The organism is Flavobacterium microcysteis, assembly GCF_006385255.1.
Lineage (GTDB): Bacteria > Bacteroidota > Bacteroidia > Flavobacteriales > Flavobacteriaceae > Flavobacterium > Flavobacterium microcysteis.
Genome location: NZ_VFJE01000054.1, coordinates 305,695 through 325,541, shown reverse-complemented (window position 1 = coordinate 325,541; position 19,847 = coordinate 305,695). Strand labels below are relative to the sequence as shown.

Below are 19,847 nucleotides of genomic sequence, written 5' to 3'. Positions count from 1 at the left end.
ATTTTTTAACGATTATTGTTTGATATGAGCAAACAGGCGTTCGGCTGCTCGCATCTATATAAAAAATCAAACTGCGGGCGGTCCTTTGTTTTTAATAGCAAGGAGTTCCGCTTCGTAAAAACTTACCTTACATAAACCGTATTCAAAATAAAGCTGTACATCAACGTAAATGTTAGGGGCGTCAACAATAAGATGGGGCGATAAGCAATGATTATCACAAAGAGAACACTTTTTGAATGCTTTGGTAAGATGTGCTTTATGCTTACAGGTACTGCTTTCATCCCCATAATATATTGTCTTCTCACATTGGCTTGCTTTTGAATAGGCGATAATTTCATCGTCGTGGTGGTGGTATAAGATAACCGGGCTATTGGCAAAAACGTACAATAGCAAAAGAAAAAGCCCTTTTATATGTCTTATATCTTTTAACATCAACCGCAATTATTTTGGCTAAGAAAACAGTCCAAACCATCGGTAGCCATATGTAAAAGCAACCCCACGGCAACAACCCGTGTCGGTTTGAAAAACAACAGGATAAAATAAATAGCAATAGCAAACCAGCTATGCAGGGGGTGGAAATTTATACTGCACCTGCAAGGGTCAAATATTGGTGTTGCCAAAAGGTGGTCTAAATCAACCAGCATAGTGAGCAACAATATTGCATAGCATCTTATCCAATTTTCCTTAAACAGAAAATAAGAAAGGATACCCGGAAAAATAAGGTGTAAAAAGTAATGGATAAATTGCTCCATATCGTTACTTTCTTATAGCCTTTAGCATTATTATGTTATTTGTTTTTCTCACTTAATATTGATACACGGTATTTGAATTGACATACCATCTTCTTCCCCAAAAAGAAGAAGATAGTATGTTTCAACCTCATAGATTTAATGCTGATGCCCGTGTGCTTTTTCAGCGGCAGAAACCTCATTTTTAAATTTTCCTGTCAGCTTCTTGCCATCAACCTTAATCGTAACAGTACAATTTGTATGAATTGCGTTTTTGGGCAATGCCACCTGTAATGCACCGTTTTTATCTGCTTTGAGATTTGAATTTGACTTAGTGCCATTCTCAAAAGCAAACTCTACCGAACCGGTAGCGGGCTTGTTTAATGTTTTAGCATTGGCATCCAGCACATAAAAGGTCAGCATATTGTTACCTTTTACCATTTCAATATGGTAATTGTCAACGTCTATCATTTTTCCGCCGTGAGGGGCAGAACCGTGACCCGACTGAGCCATTACAGGGCTTACGGGAAGCGTGGCTATGGCAACCACTAAAGCCATTCCGATTGATTTGATTTTTCTCATTTTTTTTGATTTTTAAAAGTGAATTAATAATTAAATTTTTACTCTAAGTAGTTTGACTGAATTAAGAAATACCAGCGTATCGGGCAACAGGTGAATGACTGCTGCTTCTACGGGTCCTAAAACCCCCAACAATACCAGTGTAATACCCAATACGTGTACCACACCAACACCCCCGATTATATTCTCTTTGATAGTTTTGAATGCTCTTTTGCTGATAGCTTTGGAACGGGCAATTTTTTCGAGTTTGTCTTCCACCAAAACAATATCAGCGGCTTCCATTGCTGCCTGCGTACCTACGATACCCATAGAGATACCTACATTTGCCTGCACAAGAGCCGGAGCATCGTTGATGCCATCGCCTACCATTGCTACTTTTTCTCCTGTGGATTGGAGTTCCTGTATAGCTTTAATTTTGTCCTCCGGCAGCATATCCGCTTTGAACGAGGTAATGCCTAACTGATTTGACACGTGTTGTGCTGTTTGCAGATTGTCGCCGGTAAGCATTATAACATTTTGAACACCGCTTTTTTTCAGTTCTTCAATCATTTCTTTTGCTCCCGGACGTATGGTGTCGGACACATAGAATACACCGGCAGCCTTATTATCAATTGCCATATAAATAGCCGTATCTGTAAGGTTTTCGCTATTTATTATAACACTGATTTTATGGTCGTCCATCAATGTTTTGTTCCCTATCAACACTTTTCTGCCATCTATTGAAGCTCCAAGCCCCTTTCCTTTAAATACCTCAAAGCCGGTCGGCTCTGAAAGCTCCACATCTAATTCTTCTGCACGGACAATAATCGCATTTGCCAATGGGTGGCTGGAACGGTTTTCGGCAGTAGCCGCAAAATACAGTAAGTCCTTTTCTGTATAGTTGCTATCCGATATATCTACGTTGTTCAGCGTAGGTTTACCTACGGTAAGTGTTCCGGTCTTATCGAAAACAATGGTTTTTATCTTTGCGAGTTCCTCTAAATATTTACCTCCTTTTACCAAGATACCTTCACGGGCTGCCCTTGCAATGGCAGATATAGTTACTAATGGGGTGGCTAAGCCTAATTCGGCAGGCGAGGTAAAAATCAATAAGGCGATGACCAGCTTTACATCTTTTGTTACTAAATAGACACCTATAACAAAAATGAACACGAATGGTATCAGCCACGAGGCTACCCTGTCAGTGAGTTTTTCAATGGGAGCTTTACTGCTTTCGGCTTCTTCGACCAAAGCGATAATCCTTGAAAACACCGTATCATTACCTGCTTTGGTCATTTGAACGTCCAATGCTCCCAGCTCCAATATAGTTCCGGCAAAGACTTCGCTGTTGTTTACTTTTTCGACCGGTACGCTTTCTCCGGTAATAGGAGCCTGATTGACGGAACCGGAACCGGCAATGACTTTACCGTCAACAGGTATTTTTTCTCCTGCTTTTACTACGACAATATCGCCCATAACCAGCGAGGTGATTTGGATTGTTTGCTCTTTTCCGTCTTTTTTAATGACGGCTGTTTGTGGTACAGAGCCTATCAATTCTTTGATAGATGCCCTTGCCCGTTCTCCGCTTGCACTGGCGATATATTCCGCTATCAGGATAATCATCAGTACTACGGAACCGGCAAGGTATTCTTTGCCCACAACCGATACAATTACGGCTATGGAGATAAAAAGTTCCGTACCGACTTTACGTTCTTTGATAAGCTCGACAATAGCCGTCTTTAGCAAAGAATACAGACCGAAAGCCGTAGCTGCCAGCAACAGGGGTAATGGAATGAGTTCCATATAAAACAACAGGCTGGCAATACCTACTGTAATGATGCGTATGATTTCCCACAAGAACTGCCGGGAAAAAAAGGTTTTAAATGTGTTCATTTTTTAGAATTTAATGTCTATGGTTATTACCTACATTAATATTGGGAAACACACCGAGCAAAATAAGAACGGATAGAAATAACAAGACTACCAATGCTATTAAACCATACTTTATCATCTTGTATCCCCATTTATTATTTGAAGATTTACCACCTCCCTGCCTTTGCGGAGGTGGTCTTTTCTTCTTTCTCTTATGCTTCGGTTTCCCGATATGATTATTCTTCCTCTTCCGCATTTCTAATAGCTGAAAGGATAGTATAAGCGTTTTTCGTGACTACTTTTAACGATTGCTGGTTGGCACTTTGAGGTAATTCAACTGCTGTATAACCTTCCTGCTCCACACCTTTGGCAATTTGCAACAACTGGAATGTATAGCTGTCATTATTCCCTGTTGTTTGGATGATGATGTAATCCAAACCATTCAACTGAACAATGGCATCATTAGGTACGGCATTCTTTTGTTCCGTTCCTGTTTCTACCCACGCTTTTACATACATTCCCGGTAAGAGTTTTGCATCTTTGGTAAAGCGGCAAAGCACCGGTATCATTTTTTTGTCATTTGCAGCCTGACCGACCAAGTACACTTTTCCGGTATGGCGGTAATCATTTTCATTGGAAAGTGAAAACTTAACGGTCTGCCCAACCTGAATTTTGCCCAAGTCCTTTTCAAAAGCATTTAAAGCAAGATGCAGTGCATCTACACCCGTTATCTCAAACAGTACATCGGTTGGTGCGGCGTATTTTCCGATATTGGTATTACTGACTTTGATATACCCTGAAATGGGAGCATAAATACCCGCAGTTCTGGAAATTTGCTTGCTGTTTTTCAAGGCGTTACTGCTGATGCCGATAAGTGCCATCTGCTGTTCCAAACCTGCAATACGGGCTTTCATCACATTGTAATCAGAGCTTACCTGTTGGAAGGTTTTGGCAGCATTGACATCTTCATTTCTCAATTCCTGCTGTCTTTTGTATTCCTGTGATAAATACTCCAGCCTGCCGATGCTTTCCAAATACTCCTGTTGAATGGTGATGAACTCCGGATTTTCAATAGTGGCTAATTGCTGCCCTTTTTTTACAGCTTGCCCCGGCAATAACCCTGCTGTTTTGATATAACCGCCTAATGGTGCTGATACGGTGGCTATGCTGTTCGGTTCAGCTTCAATAGCTCCTGTCAGCTTGATTATATTGCTAAGGTTTCTTATTTCTATGGAGCCTGTTTGTATCTCCGACAGCTTGTACTGGTCAGCGGTAAACGTAATTTGTTTTACCGAAGGTGCTGTATCGGTCTTGCTCTCTGTTTCTGCCGGAGCCTGTTCGGCAGCATTCTCTTTTTTATCCTTACAGGACGAAACCACCAATACTGCTGACAGTAATAATGGTATATATTTTTTAAATGATGACCTATTCATTATTCTGATTTTTTGAATGATTAATTGTTGCCTAAAATTGCCTCTATGGAAATAATAACCCGGTTAAGATTATACAGGTTGTCTATATACTCTGAATGGATATTATTGGATAGCGTAAGGTTTTGCAGATATTGTGTATAGGAAATATCACCGTTTCTAAAACTCTTATCCGAATTACTGATAATCAGGTCTGCCTGTGGCAATGCCTGTGTCTGATAATAGTTTAGAGATTTCTGAAATTTCACATACTGCTGTGCCAACTCTTTAAGCTGTCCGTTCAGATTTGTAGTCGTCAGTTCTACCTGTTTTTGTGCAATCTGTTCATTGATTTTAGCCGCATTGATTTGAGATTTATAACCACCCGGAAAAAGAGGTATGCTTATACCGACTTGGAAAAAACTAAACCTGTCTTTACCCGTATAAGTTCTATCGACACCGTTAATCGTTTGCAGACCTTTGTAGGTCTGACCGTTATAACCTAAAATAATGTCCGGTAACATCTTGCTTCTCTGCAAGGATATTTCTCTTTGGCTAACATTGATTTCCTGTTGCAGATATTGAATGATAGGATTGTTGGTAGTTGATACACCATCAATAGCCAATAATTCTGCCCTTACAACCAATGCCGTATCTGCTATGCTGATGTCATCGGTTGTATTAAGCAATGTCTGTAAAAGACGTTTGGCAATTTGTATATCGGCTTCATTCTTTTCCAGCTCATTCTGAATTTGTCGGTATTGGACTGACGAAGTAGCATTTTCAAGACTTGTGCTTTCTCCTGTTCTATACCTCGCATTACTTGCTTTACTTAGCTTGCTGTAAATCGTGTCCTGTTCCAACAATAGCCGTCTTTTCTCCAATATATACTGATATTGCAGGTAAGCCAGCTTTACGTCTTCAACAAGGTCATTTTCGGTTACAGCCTTGTATTTTTCGCTGCTGCGTATCCTTTCCTGTGCCAACTTTGATTGATTGCTGTAAACAGTGGGAAAATCAAAACGCTGTGTAACATTAATCAGGTTATCATTAATAGTAGGATTACTTACTACACCCTGTGTATAGGAAATTTCCGTTTTAGGAATAGTAACGCTTCCTTTCTTTAATGCCTGCTGTACATTGATGTTATACTCCGCTATCTTGATGCTGTTGTTGTTTTTCAACGCTTCATCAATGGATTGCTGTAAGGTCAGCACTCTTGTACCGGAATTTGTAGGTACTTGTGCATTCATTACCGACGGTAAACCTAAAAATCCTAATAGTAATATTGCCGTAGGCAAGGTTTTGGGCTTCCGCATTTTGAATGATGATTTTGTGAAATAGATATACAGTACAGGAAGTACCACAAGGGTCAGTGCAGTTGCCGTTATCAGACCTCCGATAACTACCGTAGCCAACGGGCGTTGTACTTCTGCACCTGATGAAGATGAGATTGCCATCGGTAAAAATCCTAACGAAGCTACTGCGGCTGTCATCAGTACGGGTCTTAATCTTACCCGTGTACCAATCCGAACCCTTTCGTAAATATCATTAACCCCTTCCTTAGCCAAACGGTTGAACTCTGCAATCAATACAATCCCGTTCAAAACAGCAACACCGAATAACGCAATAAAACCTACACCGGCGGAGATACTGAAAGGCATATCCCTGATGAGCAAAGCAAATACACCACCTATCGCCGATAACGGAATTGCAGTAAATATCAATAGACCTTGTTTTACCGAACGGAACGTAAAGTACAGCAATAGCAAAATCAGTAAGAGTGCCACCGGCAATGCTACTGCAAGCCTCGCATTGGCTTCTTCGAGGTTTTTAAATTGTCCGCCGTAGGTGATATGATAGCCCGCAGGCATTTTTACTTTTGCTCCCACAATATCCTGAATATCGTTCACGATACTTTTTACATCCCTGTTTCTTACGTTGAAACCAAGTGTAATCCGTCTTTTGGCATTATCTCTTTGGATTTGTACCGGACCCGGTTTGTATGAAATATCTGCTACTTCACTTAGAGGAATTTGCTGACCTGTGGGCGTACTTACAAATAAATTCTGAACATCCGTAATATCTGCTCTCGAAGCATTATCCAGCCTTACCACCAAATCGAACCGTCTTTCGCCTTCATATACCAAACCTGCTGCTTTACCTGCAAATCCTGTTTCAATGGCACTGTTTACGTCTTCGATATTCATTCCGTACTGTGCTATCTTATCCCTGTTAAACTGTATGCTGATTTGTGGCAAACCTGTTATTTCTTCCACATATAAATCTTCTACACCTTCGACATTTTTTATTTTACGACCCACATCCGAAGCAAGGTCTGATAGTACGTCCAAATCTTCTCCATAGATTTTTAGAACCACGTCCTGTTTTGCTCCTGTAAGCAACTCATTGAAACGCATCTGTATAGGTTGCTGGAAACTAAATGTAGCGTTAGGGATAACGGATAGGTCAGCCTGCATTTTTTCTATCAGTTCTTCTCTGTCTTTGGCACTTGTCCATTCCTTTTTCGGCTTTAGTTTCACTATCATATCGCCCGCTTCAATAGGCATCGGGTCTGTGGGAATTTCCCCCGAACCGATTTTATTTACTACTTCTTCTACTTCGGGATAGTTCTTCCGCAGGATAGTTTGGGCTTTCTGTGAAACATCTATCAACTGGTTGATAGAGCTGCCGACCGGAACCCTTGTTTCTACCGCAAAATCACCCTCATCCAACTGAGGTATAAATTCTGCACCCATACGGTTGAATACAAAAATTGTAATGATGAAAAGACCTACTGCAATAGAAACGACCAATAATTTCATTTTCATTGCTCCCTCGATGATAGGCGTATAAACTCTCTGAATAGCCTTCATCATTCTGTCGGAGAAGTTTTCCTTATGGGTTGTTTTCTTGCTCAACACCAAAGCCGACATCATCGGTACATAGGTAAACGAAAGCAAGAAAGCTCCTAAAATGGCAAAAGAAACAGTCTGTGCCATTGGTCCGAACATTTTACCTTCTACACCTACCAACGCTAATAATGGCAGGTATACAATCAGAATGATAATCTCACCGAATGCAGCCGCAGAGCGTATTTTACGGGACGATTGATAGACTTCTTCATCCATTTGCTCCTGTGTCAGTTTTGCCACACCTCCGTACCGGTCTTTACTTCCCGTTATTCGATGCAGCACAGCCTCGACGATGATAACTGTCCCGTCCACGATGATACCAAAGTCTATCGCTCCCAAGCTCATCAGGTTGCCCGATACGCCAAAGAGGTTCATCATAGATATGGCGAACAACATTGCCAATGGAATTACGGAAGCGACCACAAGCCCGCCACGCAGGTTTCCTAAGAAAAGTATCAGTACAAAAATCACGATTAATGCACCTTCAATCAGGTTGGTTGAAACGGTAGAAATAGCTCCGTCCACCAGCTTTTTACGGTCAAGAAAAGGCTCAATTTCCACACCTTCAGGCAAGCTGCTTTCTATTTCTGCTACCTTAGCCTTTACATTGGTAATTACTTCAGATGAATTAGCTCCTTTAAGCATCATCACTACCCCTGTTACAGTTTCGCCCTCACCATTACGGGTGGCTGCTCCGTATCTCGGTCCGTTTCCAAACCGTACTTCGGCTACATCTCTTAAAAGAATAGGTACGCCAGCTTCGTTTTTGACCACTATTTTTTTGATTTCCTCGATGTTCTTTACCAAGCCTTCGCTTCGGATAAAGTAAGCATTAGGACCTTTATCGATGTAAGCACCACCGGTATTCTGGTTGTTCTTCTCCAATGCCGTGAAAATATCGGAGATATTGATGTTCTGGCTGGCAAGCCTGTCAGGCTCGATAGCGATTTCGTATTGCTTTACAAATCCACCGAAGCCGCTTACTTCTGCAACGCCGGGCGTACCTAATAATTGCCGTTTAATAATCCAATCCTGAATAGTTCTTAATTCAGTGGCATCGTACTTGTCTTCATAACCTTTTTTGGGGTGAATGCTGTATTGATAGATTTCCCCAAGACCGGTAGTTACCGGAGCCATTTCGGGTGTACCGACACCCTCGGGAATACTTTTTTCCGCTATGGTCAATCTTTCCTGTACCTGCTGTCGTCCCCAATAGATGTCAACATTTTCTTTAAATACAATGGTTACGATGGAAAGCCCAAAACGGGAAAAGGAACGCATATCCTTAATGCCGGGAATACTGACCATTGTCTGCTCCACCGGAAAGGTTACAAGCTGTTCCACCTCCTGTGCCGCCAATGTAGGCGATACAGTAATGACCATCACCTGATTATCCGTGATATCGGGTGTGGCATCAATAGGAAGTTTGGTAAGGGAGTACGTACCCCAGCAAATTAATGCCAGGGTAAATAATCCTATTATCAACTTATTCTTGATTGAAAAATGAATGATGTTATTTAACATACCATAATGTTATTAGAATAGTTATTGTTTAAGGAGATACTGTCCTTTCATTCTGATTTTGACAGTGATGTCCTCATTTGAATTGTTTTTGAAGTACCATCCTTGCGGACCTTCAAACGGAGCGAGCAATGACCCCACCATATTGTTGGAATAGGCAATGGTGTAGCTTTCAAAATAGTTGCTGTTGTTCTTAACCTCTCCGTGAAAATCAAAGTATAGTTCTCCTTTATCGGTAATCCATTCGTACTTCAACTGACCGTGCTTCAACATATTTATCTTATATTCCAATCCTTCGCCTGCCGGAATAACGACACTTACTTCGTCTGTCCGCTCTGCGAGCTGGGTAGCGGGTGGCGGATTATCTGCTGCCGCAGGTTTGGCTACATCTGCCGGAGAACCTACGTTTTCCAATTGCAATATTTTATGTGGTCCCGAAGCAAGCGTTTCCGAACCGCCGTCACCAACATATAATTTGCTAAAACCGGTTGCTTTACCGATACCCAAAGGGTCTATACCGTATTCTGCCGGTAATACGGCACTAACAAGAAGTACCGCTCCTATAATTAAAGCATAGATGACCTGCTTAATGATAGATTTCTTATCTAAGATTTGATGTGCTATTTCTGACATTTTGATAATTTTTAAGAATTAAAATAACCGACCAACTGATAGCCGAACAATAAAAAACCTGCTGCCATAAGCAACATATTGGTAACTGTCGAGAATTTGAGAAAACTCGGTGACCTTCTCCAATTAGTGATAATAAATAATACAAGGGCTAAGGCTATGAACTGACCTATTTCTACACCGATATTAAAACCAAGTAGGTTGGTCAACAATCCGGTACGGTCAAAACTCAATTCCTGTAATTTACTGGCTAAACCAAAGCCGTGAAAAAGTCCGAAGATTAAAACAGCCGCTTTGGTATTGGGCTGATACCCCAAGAACCTTTGAAAGCCACCCAAATTATCGAAGCCCTTATACACAATGGACAAGGCTATGATTGCATCAATCAGGTAAGCATTGATTGCCATATCTGCCAATACGCCCAACAAGAGGGTAATACTGTGTCCAATGGTAAAAAAGCTCACATACAGCAATACTTCTTTCGGACGGTAAAGGAAAAATATAACCCCTACGAGAAATAATAAATGGTCATATCCCGTCAACATATGTTTGGCTCCTATGTACAAAAAGGGTACAAAGGCAACGCCTGAATTTCCACTGAGGAAAGTTTGGGTATCCTCATCTACACCGTGAGCATACACCGAGCCTGTTACCAATAGCAACAGCACTATTGATAAAACTACTTTTATATACCGCATTATAATTGAATTTTTAAGTTAGGCAGTACAAGCCCGGCTGTATTGCATACAGGTGTATGCAATACATTATAGCCAAAGCCCTGACCGCAATGATTGAAAAACGTTGCTTAAAAAATTAATTAATGCTTATGTCCGTGAGCTTTATCAATACTATCCTGATTAACAGGTGCAACCTTAGAACTGTCTTGTTTTGCTGCCGGTGCTGTATGTCCGCCGTTAGGGTCGTGTGAATGACCGTGAGCCTTGTCAATGCTGTCTTGATTGACTACCGGAGCCGACTGCTCTTGTTCTGTATTGGAATTGTCGGAAGAAGATTTTCCACTGTTATTGCAAGCTACAAATGTAAGTGCAGCAAAAGCCGCTATAATGAATGATTTTTTCATCGTTAAAATAAAATTTGATAATAAATAAAGAAATAACCTGCCCGATGAATTTTGGGCATAACTCAAATTTTAACTTTCGGAGAATTGAAAGTTAAGCAACGATGAAAGAGGGAGGACCCCGAAGGGTATATGCTCCGTGGAGCGGTGGTAAGTAAATGATATGCCTATCGGGTGGAAACGTGTGTTTCTGATAGACTACTATATATTCAACAGGTTTGGTAAAATCGACAGGCAAAGCCTTTACTGATTTTACATCGTCCTTTGATATGACAACTCTTGTTTCGTCAGAATTGGTAAAAGAAACGTGTTCGCCAGCGTGTATAAAACCGGAGAAAGCAAGCTCTAATGGTGTTTCCTTACTGTCTTTATGATGGCTATTTTTACCATTATGATGCCCATCATTAACGATGTCAGCGTGGTGGTGGTGCGATACAATGCCGTGACCCAAAATTACAATTTGGGCAACAACTAAAAACAATATGGCAGAATACTTACGCAACATTATCGCAAATGTATGTAAATAAATTCATTTGGGTATCAATTCGATGCAAAAAAGTGAATTTAGATACCGGAAAAAACTAAATTATCGTATTTATTTTTTGATATGTCCAAACTATCCCTCCTGTATCAAGTGCTGTAAATTCGGGTCGTTCTTGATACGCTCCATTTCACTCTCGACAATATGAACAATGTCTAATTTTATCTGACGGTAGTTTTTATCAATATCCCGTTTCATATTATCCACTCCGTTTTCATCAACAAAAGATAAAATTTCGGGTATCTTCTGATACGCTTTTGTTTCGGCTGCAACCTTTTCATTATCGACAACTATTTCAGCGTGGAATATTTTCTGCTCGATACGCTCATCGAAGTTATCGGACACAGCACCCACGAACATACCCTGCGTTAAGGTTGAAATTTTAGAGGCTGGTATCAAGCTATCCAACTGTGTAGAAATTGAAGTTGATTTATCATTTCGGTTAATCGTCATACTTTGGCGTTTTTGTAAAACTTTTCCGAAACGTTCGGACAGGCTCTTTGCCGTTTCTCCGACAACCTGACCACTAAAAATATTCCCGACCGTGTTCTGAATGACTTTAGCTTCCTTATCTCCATAATCACGGATTAATTGCGAAAAGTCCTGAAAACCTAAGCACACAGCTACTTTATTACTTCTCGCTGTTGCAATAAGATTATCCAATCCCCTAAAATATATCGTCGGCAACTCGTCAATGATGACCGAACTTTTTAGCTGTCCTTTCTTGTTAATGAGTTTGACAATTCGGGAGTTATACAAACCCAAAGCTGCCGAATAAATATTTTGTCGGTCGGGGTTGTTTCCGACACACAAAATTTTCGGCTCATTAGGGTTGTTGATGTCTAAAGAAAAGTCGTCGCCCGTCATAACCCAATACAAGCTCGGCGAAATCATTCTTGACAATGGAATTTTAGCGGAAGCTATCTGCCCCTGTAATTGGTCTTGTGCTCCACCTTGCCAAGCATCGAGGAAAGGAGATAAATAATTCTCCAATTCATAATAAGAAGTCAAAATCGTAAAAACGTCCGAATACTTTTTATTCAGCAATTCAATAGCGTGTGGGAACGTACAATATTTGCCGTTTTCATAGATTTTTAAGTACCAAATAATAGCTGCCAATAGAATAATTGGGCTTTCCACGAAGAAATCCCCTTGCTTCTGTATCCACGACCTATTGAGGTTTAGCATTATCGTATAGGCAGCTTCGTAGGCATCAGAAATATCCGTCATAAAGTCGGGATTAAGCGGATTGCAACGGTGGCTCTTGCGTGGGTCGTCAAAATTTATCACGTAAAATTTTGGCGGTACTTTGTATTTATTCCTGTTCTTTAATAAGTGATTGTAGGCAATCGTAGAAAGGTCGTCGAATTTGAAATCGTAGATGTACATTGAGAAACCTTTCTCAATCTGTTGTTTGATGTAATTGTTTACAATGGCATACGATTTACCTGAACCGGGGGTTCCGAGTACAATCGTTGCCCGAAAAGGGTTTACAATATTTATCCAACCGTCATTCCATTTGTTTTTGTAATAAAATTTGGTTGGTAGATTAACGGAGTATTCATTTTCCATTAATTTGGTTTCCTGCTGGAAGCTCTCGTTTTCGTTGTTGAATACGTCGTCCATTAAATTGCTACGGAGCAAACGGCTCATCCAAACCCCTGCAACCATTAAAGCGATATAGCCTAAACCCGTAGTCAGGATATAGAGAAATGTAGCGGTGTTTAGTGGTAGCTTTAATAATGGGAAATTCAAAAAGAAAAGGACGAAGCCGATACCCAAAGCCACATAAATTTTGCCCCACGTAATCTTTTCGTCCTTTACGCCCTTAGTTCCCAAACAGCTCAAAGCCAACAATACCAAAGCGAAGACTTTGGTATATAAGGTATGTTCAAACAGTCCTGCTGTTCGATTGAAGTTCCCCAAAATCTTATTGATAATCTCCAATGTCCAGCCACGGTGTATAAAGAACCCGTAACAGAACCAATACAAGTGCATCAATACTATAATGATGCTTACGGCTCGCATAAATGCCATAATCTTAGCTAAGCCTCTCAAATCGTCTTCTCCCTGCATTTTGATAAATTTTAAATGTTCGGGCGTGAATTTATGGGCTGTATAGTGTAGCTATAAGATTGTGGCAGTCAATGGCAGTACGTGGCGGTGTTTGGCTGAATGTTACTGCTGACCTCTTTTGCGTTTCCGCTTTTTCTTCATTTTGTTGGCAAAGTCCGTTTCTTCGTAATCCTCTCCCTGTGCTTCAGGGATAAGCAAACCTCCAAAGGCTTCAATCAATCCGTCGTCTTTCTTATCGGTATTATCAAATTCAAACATAGGGTGCGGTTTCTCGGCTGGTAAATCTTCCTTGTCCTGTGAACGGGATATTTTTTCTTTTGGCTCGTCAGGCTCTTTGATGTCGGGCTTGATGTTATTGTTCCAATAATCATTAAAGGTATTGGCTGAAAGTTCCTTTGCCAATCGTGAACCATTCCAAACGGTTTTGGAATTGTGGTCTATAAATGTGATGCCGTAAATACGTCCTGTGTCGTTTCTGCGAACCACTACATTAATACCTTGCTCGCCTAACTGTTTTTTAAAGCTCAATTCATCAGCCGTAGATTGCAGGGCAATCGTTACGGCAGCTTTTAAAGTCTGCTTGGTCGGGTGGTCTTTTAAAGCCGTTTTGCATTTCGCAAAATGCAATTCCAATGCTGGTAGTCCTGCATTCTTTCCGAACAAGGAAGCCTTAAACGGGTGTCCGGCTCTTTCGCCCTGCTCGTTCAACGGAATGTATAACAATCCCTCTCGGTGCTGTCCTTGCAATTCGCCCTCCACTTTCTCGGTAGTAATATTGAACAGGGATAGCAAAGCATTATATTCTCCCAAAGTCTGAAATTGGTAATAGTTCGGTAAGTGCCGAACTATGGAAGCAATCTGACTTTTTACGTCGCCAGCTTTGTAATCTACAGGTTTAAAAATTTTGTCGTTCTGCTGACGTTTCTTGTCCGTAGCTGGTATAAGATTGTGTTGCTTTTCGAGTTCTCGGCAGATGTTCATCGACCTTACCTTTTCAAATTTGTCAGAGATTTTTTTGCCGTTTTCGTCCACGCAAACCGATACGATATGAATGTGGGAGCGGTCAATATCGGTGTGTTTGAATACGACAAAAGGCTGTTCGCCGTAGCCCAATTCCCTCATATACTGCTGTGCCATTTCCCTGTAAGTATCGTCGCTGACCTTATCTTTCGGGTCAGGATTTAAGGAAATATGCAACGTATGTTTCTCCGTATTTTGGTTTGCCAACAGATAAGGAGCAAAAGATTGGGCTAATTGTGCAACGGAATATTGCCCGTCGGACGTTTCAATAATCTTATTGGTAAACAGAATTTGTCCGTTTTCCTTTTCAACTTTCAGATTATTGTATGCCAATGCACCGTATAAATTTGCACTTCTTCCGATTTTCGCTATCATTTTTAAGGCTGTTTTTTGAGGTATTTTTTATCAAATTCCTCGGTTATATCCACAACTTTTTTGAACAATTCGACCATTTCTGCCGTCTGTTTTTCCAACTTGTACAGGTATGCCGATGCCTTTTTCTCGGAAAAACTTTTGTACAATAGCTTTACAATCTGATTATAGTTTACCCCGATAGAGCGGAATTGACTGTGAAACGAAGTCAGTCGCATATAGAAATCAACTGTTCCTTTGTCAATATGTACCGATTTTATCGTCTTATTGAAGATGCAAGACGTTATAAAATGTGCCTTTATCTGCATACCCGATTTATCAAAGAGGGCAAGAAAACGGGCGTGTTCCTCCTCGTTAAAAGAAATCGTGTAGCGGATTTTCGCAGGGTCGTTTTTAAGCGGTCGCCCCGTCTTTTTTAACTGTTTTTTGCTGTTCTCATTCATCACTAAGCCATTTTAATTCACACAAAAACGCCGACTTCGGAGGACGTTTTCTGCTCCCTGCAAGGGCAAGTGGTTTTGAGCATCCGAAAAGTTTTCGAGATGCTCAAAACACAACTTGCCGTGTTCTGTTGAACACAAAAATCCTCCCTACGGTCGGATTGATTTTAACAGGGAAAAACGGCTCGAAGCCGTCGCTGTAAAAGTCCATTTTGTTTGTTCGCTTTTGCATAAATCTGTTAATAAAATTCTTTCTACAAAGTAAAGCCCTGTTTTTGAAAGCATAGCACTATCACACACTGCCAAACAGTGCCAATGAACGCCAAACACTGCCACGTACATACAACGAAAAGAATGTTGATAGTTCTTTGTATCAGATTTCAGGCAGGAAGTCAGTCAGCCCGTCAATCAGGATTGACAGACTGATAGCATTCACGAATGCAAACAAGCCTGAAAGCCTGACGGCAGGATTGCAAGAATGCAAGCGTGATAGTCTGACGGCTTGCAATCAATCAGGCTTGCTCTCCTGAATGCAAGATTGCAGGAACGCAAGAATGACGGCTCTCCTGACGGACGGAAAACAAGAACGATTGCCGTCCTGCAGTATCGCAGGCAGGCAATCAAGAGTTCCGTCAAGACTGCTGGCTATCCTGCAAGGAAGCCGGAGCGAAATCAGGAACGCCTGACGGACTGTCCGCAGGACTGCCTGCAAGGAATGAAACTTTAAATTTTTAAAATATGGAAACAACAAAGAAACCTCTGTTTGTTGCCTTTTCTTCACAGAAAGGCGGTGTCGGCAAAAGTACATTTACTGCTCTTATCGCAAGTACGCTTTATTACCGAATGGGCTATAATGTAGCGGTGTTGGATTGCGATTACCCACAGCATAGTTTATTGAAAATGCGTGAACGGGATTTGACGACTGTGAGAGAAAACGAGAACTTTAAGAAAATGGCTCATAAACAGTTTATGACCATTAACAAGAAAGCCTACACGATTGTACAATGTAAAGCGGAAACCGCATTGAGCGTAGTCGAAGATTTAATCCAATCATCAACTGTGCCGTTGGAAGTCATTTTTTTTGACTTGCCAGGCACAGTCAATTCCTCGGGGATACTCCAAACGCTTATGGGTATGGATTATATCTTTTCGCCTATAACTGCTGACAGGGTTGTCGTGGAAAGTACATTGAGCTTTACACAGGCATTGACCGATATTATTCCGAAAATCGGAAACAGTAATATTAAAGGCATTCGCCTGTTTTGGAACCAAGTCGATAGGCGTGAAAAATCGCACCTCTACGATTTGTACGGCAAATTCATTACAGATATGGGTTTTAATTTAATGAAGACCTATATCACGGACAGCAAGCGTTTCAGAAAAGAGGGCGAAGCAATGGAAAAAACGGCTTTCCGTTCCTCATTGTTGCCTCCCGACCCAAAGCTAATGACTGCCTGCCATTTGGATTTGTTTGTACAGGAATTTTTAAGAACCGTTGAATTGTAATGTTATGGAAAAAGGAAATAAAAAAAGAAACGCACCGGAAATAGACGAAGAATATATAATGTCGCTAATGGCTGGCGGTGTCCGCAAAGAGGGAATGCAACATATTCCTGCCGACCCTCCGAAAGAGCCTGAGCCTGCCAAAGAACCTGCCCAAGAGGAGAGCAAGATAAAAGCTAAGGAACAGGTACAGGAGAAGCCCGTACAAAGGGAACGCACCACGAGAGCCAAGAAAAATGACAATACCTACGGCGAACGTTTTTTGAGTACGCACTCTATGGAAAAGCGAGGCGACAAGAGCATCTATATCCGTCAGGAATACCACGAACGGCTATCCCGTATTGTACAGGTTATCGGAAACGACAAGATACCCCTTTATGCCTACCTCGACAATATTTTGGAGCATCATTTTGAATTGTTTGAGAAAGCGATTACCGATGATTTTAATGAGAAGTTTAAACCTATTTTTTAAAGTATTTGATTATGAAAAATGAAAAGCAAAAGCCGAAAAAAGCATTACGCACCGCTCAATACAAATCCACGTTCCTAACGCCTACGGAGTTTTTAGCACGGAACGGAAAAACGGTATATATCAGCAAAGAATTTCATCAGAAGCTAAGCCAGCTCGTGTTTATGCTCGGTGGTGGCAATCTGACCCTTGCGGATTATTTATACAATCTGCTCCAGCACCATTTTGACGATTACGGGGCTGAAATGAGAGCAATGTACGATAAAACGAAAAAGCCAAACTTTTAGCTATGGAAACAGTAATAGTAATATGCCTGCTGATAGTCATTGCCCTGCTATTGCAGGACAAGATTGTCATTAAATGGAAGTCGGAGAAAAAGCCTGCACAGGAAAAAGTCAATCCGAAGCTACCTGATATTATGGGGCAACCTAAGCCCGTAAGAAGCCAATCAGTGCCAAACACTGCCAATGAAAGCCAAATTGCAGAACCGGAGATTAACCCTGCTAATTTGGTCATCGAATATGACAAATACGAAGAAGTCAATATTCAAATTCCGCAGGAAGAATTGGACGAAGTATTCAGTAGTGTACCTGATTTGACGGAGGAGGAAGAATTGAACAGGTACAGAGCTTCCGTAGGCGATGACGGTTTTGCCCAAGGGGTTACCTTTCAGGAACTAAACAACGTGGGGGTCTTGCTTCAGAAAGAAAAATTAGAGCCAGCCCAAAAGGAAACAGCGATTGATATAGTTCAAAGATTACAAGGAACCGAATTATTTGCTCTGCTGGAAAGTTCAATGGAGGGAGCTTCCCGAAAGATTGCCGAGCTTTTGGATAGCACTCTTACCACTGATGCCAAAGACAATTCTTCAAATTTGCGGAAAAGTGATTTAAGTGATTTTGACATTGGGGAGTTTATATAGACTTCCCTTTGTCTTTTAGAAAACAAGGGAATATCTTTTAACCTCCGGTTGCCTTTACGAATTTTGGAGTGTCAAACTTTGGTGTAATTGTAGGCAAATCCACTTTGACAGATATAGGCATTGGAAAATCAACACCCATTACAATGGCTTCTCCAGACCCCAAAGACGGCAGAAATGAAAGTGTTTCTTTATTAGCTGTTGAACAAGCACTTGCTATCGCTTCTTTATCTTGGTAGTTTATCAGTCTATGAGTAATAAATGTTCCCATCTGACTTAATGTTCCCACAGGAATATCTCTTGGCATCTGTGTCGATAAACAGAGGAATAATCCATATTTTCGGCTTTCCTTAGCTATATTGTCAAAAGCATTTAACTCTGTACTTTCAAAATATTCATCTTTAACTTTTTTATTCAAGAACTGATGTGCTTCATCAACAAAAAGTATTAAAGGGTTTTCTCTAAAGGCATTGGTTCTTGCTTTGTTTAATAAATATCTTCCCAATGAGTTTGCTAAAATTTCTCGTACCTGAAAATTATATGGGACGTTTTCAAACCCAATTCTCAATACGTTTAAATCAGGATTGTCTAAAAACTCATTAATCTTCGTTATCAAGTTGTTGGTTGTTGGTGCATTAAATCCAAACATTCCTGCATAATCATTGTCAGATATGACATTATTGACACGCATTATTAGGCTGGTTGCATTTCCATAATTTCTTTCATCCCTATTTGTTGCCCAACGGTCATTAAATATTTGAAAACATTCGTTTCCAATTTGTCTATGAAGTAGGTTTATACCAAAATTATTTATTGAAAAATCTTCTACTATCGCCTTGTAAGTAAAGTAAGCATTATTATATGCGGCAGTAAAATTTCCCTGTTTTACAATCAATCCATTGTTTATCACAACTTGCTGCCCTCTAAAAGTGAAATTGTCATTTGTTCCATCATTAAGATGTCCATTATTGGGAATATTACTCATTAAACAGTGAGCAACTTTCAAAGATTTTATCGCTTCCAACAAAACAGGCTGTTGTACTTGTCCTGATGGTCTGAACAGGACAAACAAGTCATTTATAGTTAAATTTTGATAAGGGAAATAACTTTCTGAAATAAGCACGGAATGTGCGACTTTCGGATGTGCATCAAACGTGGAATATTCTCCTGTTGGATCTAAAATAATAGCCTTTGCGCCAGTTTCAATAACACCCTCGATAAATTTACTAATTGTATAACTTTTTCCACCACCCGTTGTACCCACCACAGCACAATGCCTACTGAAGATTGCTTGCAATGAAATATCTACGGGAACATTTTTATCATAAATCAAATTACCCATTCTAAATGTCGGAGAATGCTCAATATTTTCTGGTTTTATACCGAAAGTTTTGAAATGAGTAGATAAAAATTCTGAAGAACAAATGAATACCTTAGAGCCAATAAGTGGTAAACTGTTTATGCCTTTTTCTATTTTATTGGGGTTAAATAAGTCAAATGATAGCAAAATCTCAATTCTGCCAACCGGATGAAATGCCTTAGTTGAAAAGGTTCTTTCGCTTAATTCTAATCGTTCTTTCTCGGGCAACGATATTTCCAACATTTTTCCTAAAAACCCCTTGTCTTCTCCCTCAATAACAATATAATTGCCAACAAGACCACCCCGCAACACTTCTGCGTGATGCACAAATGTTTTCATCAAAACTGATGAAGGAAAATGCACTTTGACAAAAGCAGGGGATACAAAATTTATGTACCCAAGAAAGTGGCTGTGATTAAAAGGACTATTACTCATA

Annotated in this window: 19 protein-coding genes; 5 read left to right on the top strand and 14 right to left on the bottom strand. The window is 40.5% G+C overall.

The annotated features are described in order from the left end of the window. Nucleotides 1-66: 66 nt before the first annotated feature. The 13 genes from FJA49_RS10490 to mobA all read right to left on the bottom strand — a co-directional run bounded on the left by FJA49_RS10490 (nt 67) and on the right by mobA (nt 15,163). Complete coding sequence (locus FJA49_RS10490; protein ID WP_123852507.1) at nt 67-432, bottom strand: hypothetical protein; 366 nt, start codon at nt 430-432, stop codon at nt 67-69. After that, nucleotides 432-752, bottom strand: a complete 321-nt coding sequence (locus tag FJA49_RS18575) for a DUF6122 family protein (protein WP_123852508.1) — start codon at nt 750-752, stop codon at nt 432-434. Before FJA49_RS18575 ends, FJA49_RS10490 begins: the two co-directional genes overlap by 1 nt. Nucleotides 753-887: 135 nt before the next feature. Beyond that, nucleotides 888-1,310, bottom strand: coding sequence for a hypothetical protein (locus tag FJA49_RS10480; protein ID WP_123852509.1), 423 nt, complete (start codon nt 1,308-1,310; stop codon nt 888-890). A 30-nt stretch (nt 1,311-1,340) separates the two neighbouring features. Beyond that, nucleotides 1,341-3,179 carry a heavy metal translocating P-type ATPase gene (locus tag FJA49_RS10475; protein WP_123852510.1) on the bottom strand — a complete coding sequence of 613 codons (1,839 nt, stop codon included), beginning with the start codon at nt 3,177-3,179 and terminating at the stop codon, nt 1,341-1,343. A gap of 215 nt (nt 3,180-3,394) precedes the next feature. Further along, the gene (locus FJA49_RS10470; protein ID WP_140000883.1) at nt 3,395-4,591 is read right to left on the bottom strand and encodes an efflux RND transporter periplasmic adaptor subunit; all 1,197 of its coding nucleotides are present in this window, start codon (nt 4,589-4,591) and stop codon (nt 3,395-3,397) included. A gap of 20 nt (nt 4,592-4,611) precedes the next feature. Continuing rightward, nucleotides 4,612-9,006 carry a CusA/CzcA family heavy metal efflux RND transporter gene (locus FJA49_RS10465; protein WP_123852512.1) on the bottom strand — a complete coding sequence of 1,465 codons (4,395 nt, stop codon included), beginning with the start codon at nt 9,004-9,006 and terminating at the stop codon, nt 4,612-4,614. A gap of 21 nt (nt 9,007-9,027) precedes the next feature. Beyond that, a complete protein-coding gene (locus FJA49_RS10460; RefSeq protein ID WP_002979420.1) occupies nt 9,028-9,636 on the bottom strand; it encodes a hypothetical protein in 609 nt (202 codons plus the stop codon). 11 nt (nt 9,637-9,647) lie between these two features. Further along, complete coding sequence (locus FJA49_RS10455; RefSeq protein WP_002979421.1) at nt 9,648-10,331, bottom strand: HupE/UreJ family protein; 684 nt, start codon at nt 10,329-10,331, stop codon at nt 9,648-9,650. 119 nt (nt 10,332-10,450) lie between these two features. After that, the gene (locus FJA49_RS10450) at nt 10,451-10,714 is read right to left on the bottom strand and encodes a hypothetical protein (RefSeq protein WP_002979422.1); all 264 of its coding nucleotides are present in this window, start codon (nt 10,712-10,714) and stop codon (nt 10,451-10,453) included. Between the two features lie 91 nt (nt 10,715-10,805). Further along, the gene (locus FJA49_RS10445) at nt 10,806-11,216 is read right to left on the bottom strand and encodes a hypothetical protein (RefSeq protein ID WP_002979423.1); all 411 of its coding nucleotides are present in this window, start codon (nt 11,214-11,216) and stop codon (nt 10,806-10,808) included. A 111-nt stretch (nt 11,217-11,327) separates the two neighbouring features. Then, the gene (gene mobC / locus FJA49_RS10440) at nt 11,328-13,328 is read right to left on the bottom strand and encodes a conjugal transfer protein MobC (protein ID WP_123852513.1); all 2,001 of its coding nucleotides are present in this window, start codon (nt 13,326-13,328) and stop codon (nt 11,328-11,330) included. A 102-nt stretch (nt 13,329-13,430) separates the two neighbouring features. Further along, nucleotides 13,431-14,723, bottom strand: a complete 1,293-nt coding sequence (gene mobB, locus FJA49_RS10435) for a conjugal transfer protein MobB (RefSeq protein ID WP_002979425.1) — start codon at nt 14,721-14,723, stop codon at nt 13,431-13,433. Between the two features lie 2 nt (nt 14,724-14,725). Continuing rightward, the gene (gene mobA / locus FJA49_RS10430; protein ID WP_002979426.1) at nt 14,726-15,163 is read right to left on the bottom strand and encodes a conjugal transfer protein MobA; all 438 of its coding nucleotides are present in this window, start codon (nt 15,161-15,163) and stop codon (nt 14,726-14,728) included. A 551-nt stretch (nt 15,164-15,714) separates the two neighbouring features. Here mobA and FJA49_RS18620 point away from each other — a divergent pair. The 5 genes from FJA49_RS18620 to FJA49_RS10410 are packed head-to-tail and all read left to right on the top strand — an operon-like array spanning nt 15,715 to nt 18,054. Further along, nucleotides 15,715-15,846, top strand: coding sequence for a hypothetical protein (locus FJA49_RS18620; protein WP_262711051.1), 132 nt, complete (start codon nt 15,715-15,717; stop codon nt 15,844-15,846). A gap of 52 nt (nt 15,847-15,898) precedes the next feature. Then, a complete protein-coding gene (locus FJA49_RS10425; RefSeq protein ID WP_123852514.1) occupies nt 15,899-16,666 on the top strand; it encodes a ParA family protein in 768 nt (255 codons plus the stop codon). Nucleotides 16,667-16,670: 4 nt separating this feature from the next. Further along, nucleotides 16,671-17,135, top strand: coding sequence for a DUF3408 domain-containing protein (locus FJA49_RS10420; RefSeq protein ID WP_123853033.1), 465 nt, complete (start codon nt 16,671-16,673; stop codon nt 17,133-17,135). Between the two features lie 11 nt (nt 17,136-17,146). After that, complete coding sequence (locus FJA49_RS10415; RefSeq protein WP_123852515.1) at nt 17,147-17,419, top strand: DUF3408 domain-containing protein; 273 nt, start codon at nt 17,147-17,149, stop codon at nt 17,417-17,419. Between the two features lie 2 nt (nt 17,420-17,421). Then, complete coding sequence (locus tag FJA49_RS10410; RefSeq protein WP_123852516.1) at nt 17,422-18,054, top strand: conjugal transfer protein TraD; 633 nt, start codon at nt 17,422-17,424, stop codon at nt 18,052-18,054. 37 nt (nt 18,055-18,091) lie between these two features. Here the strand turns inward: FJA49_RS10410 and FJA49_RS10405 are convergent, their stop codons facing one another. Further along, nucleotides 18,092-19,846, bottom strand: a complete 1,755-nt coding sequence (locus FJA49_RS10405) for an ATP-binding protein (protein WP_002979431.1) — start codon at nt 19,844-19,846, stop codon at nt 18,092-18,094. Between the last annotated feature and the right edge of the window lies 1 nt (nt 19,847).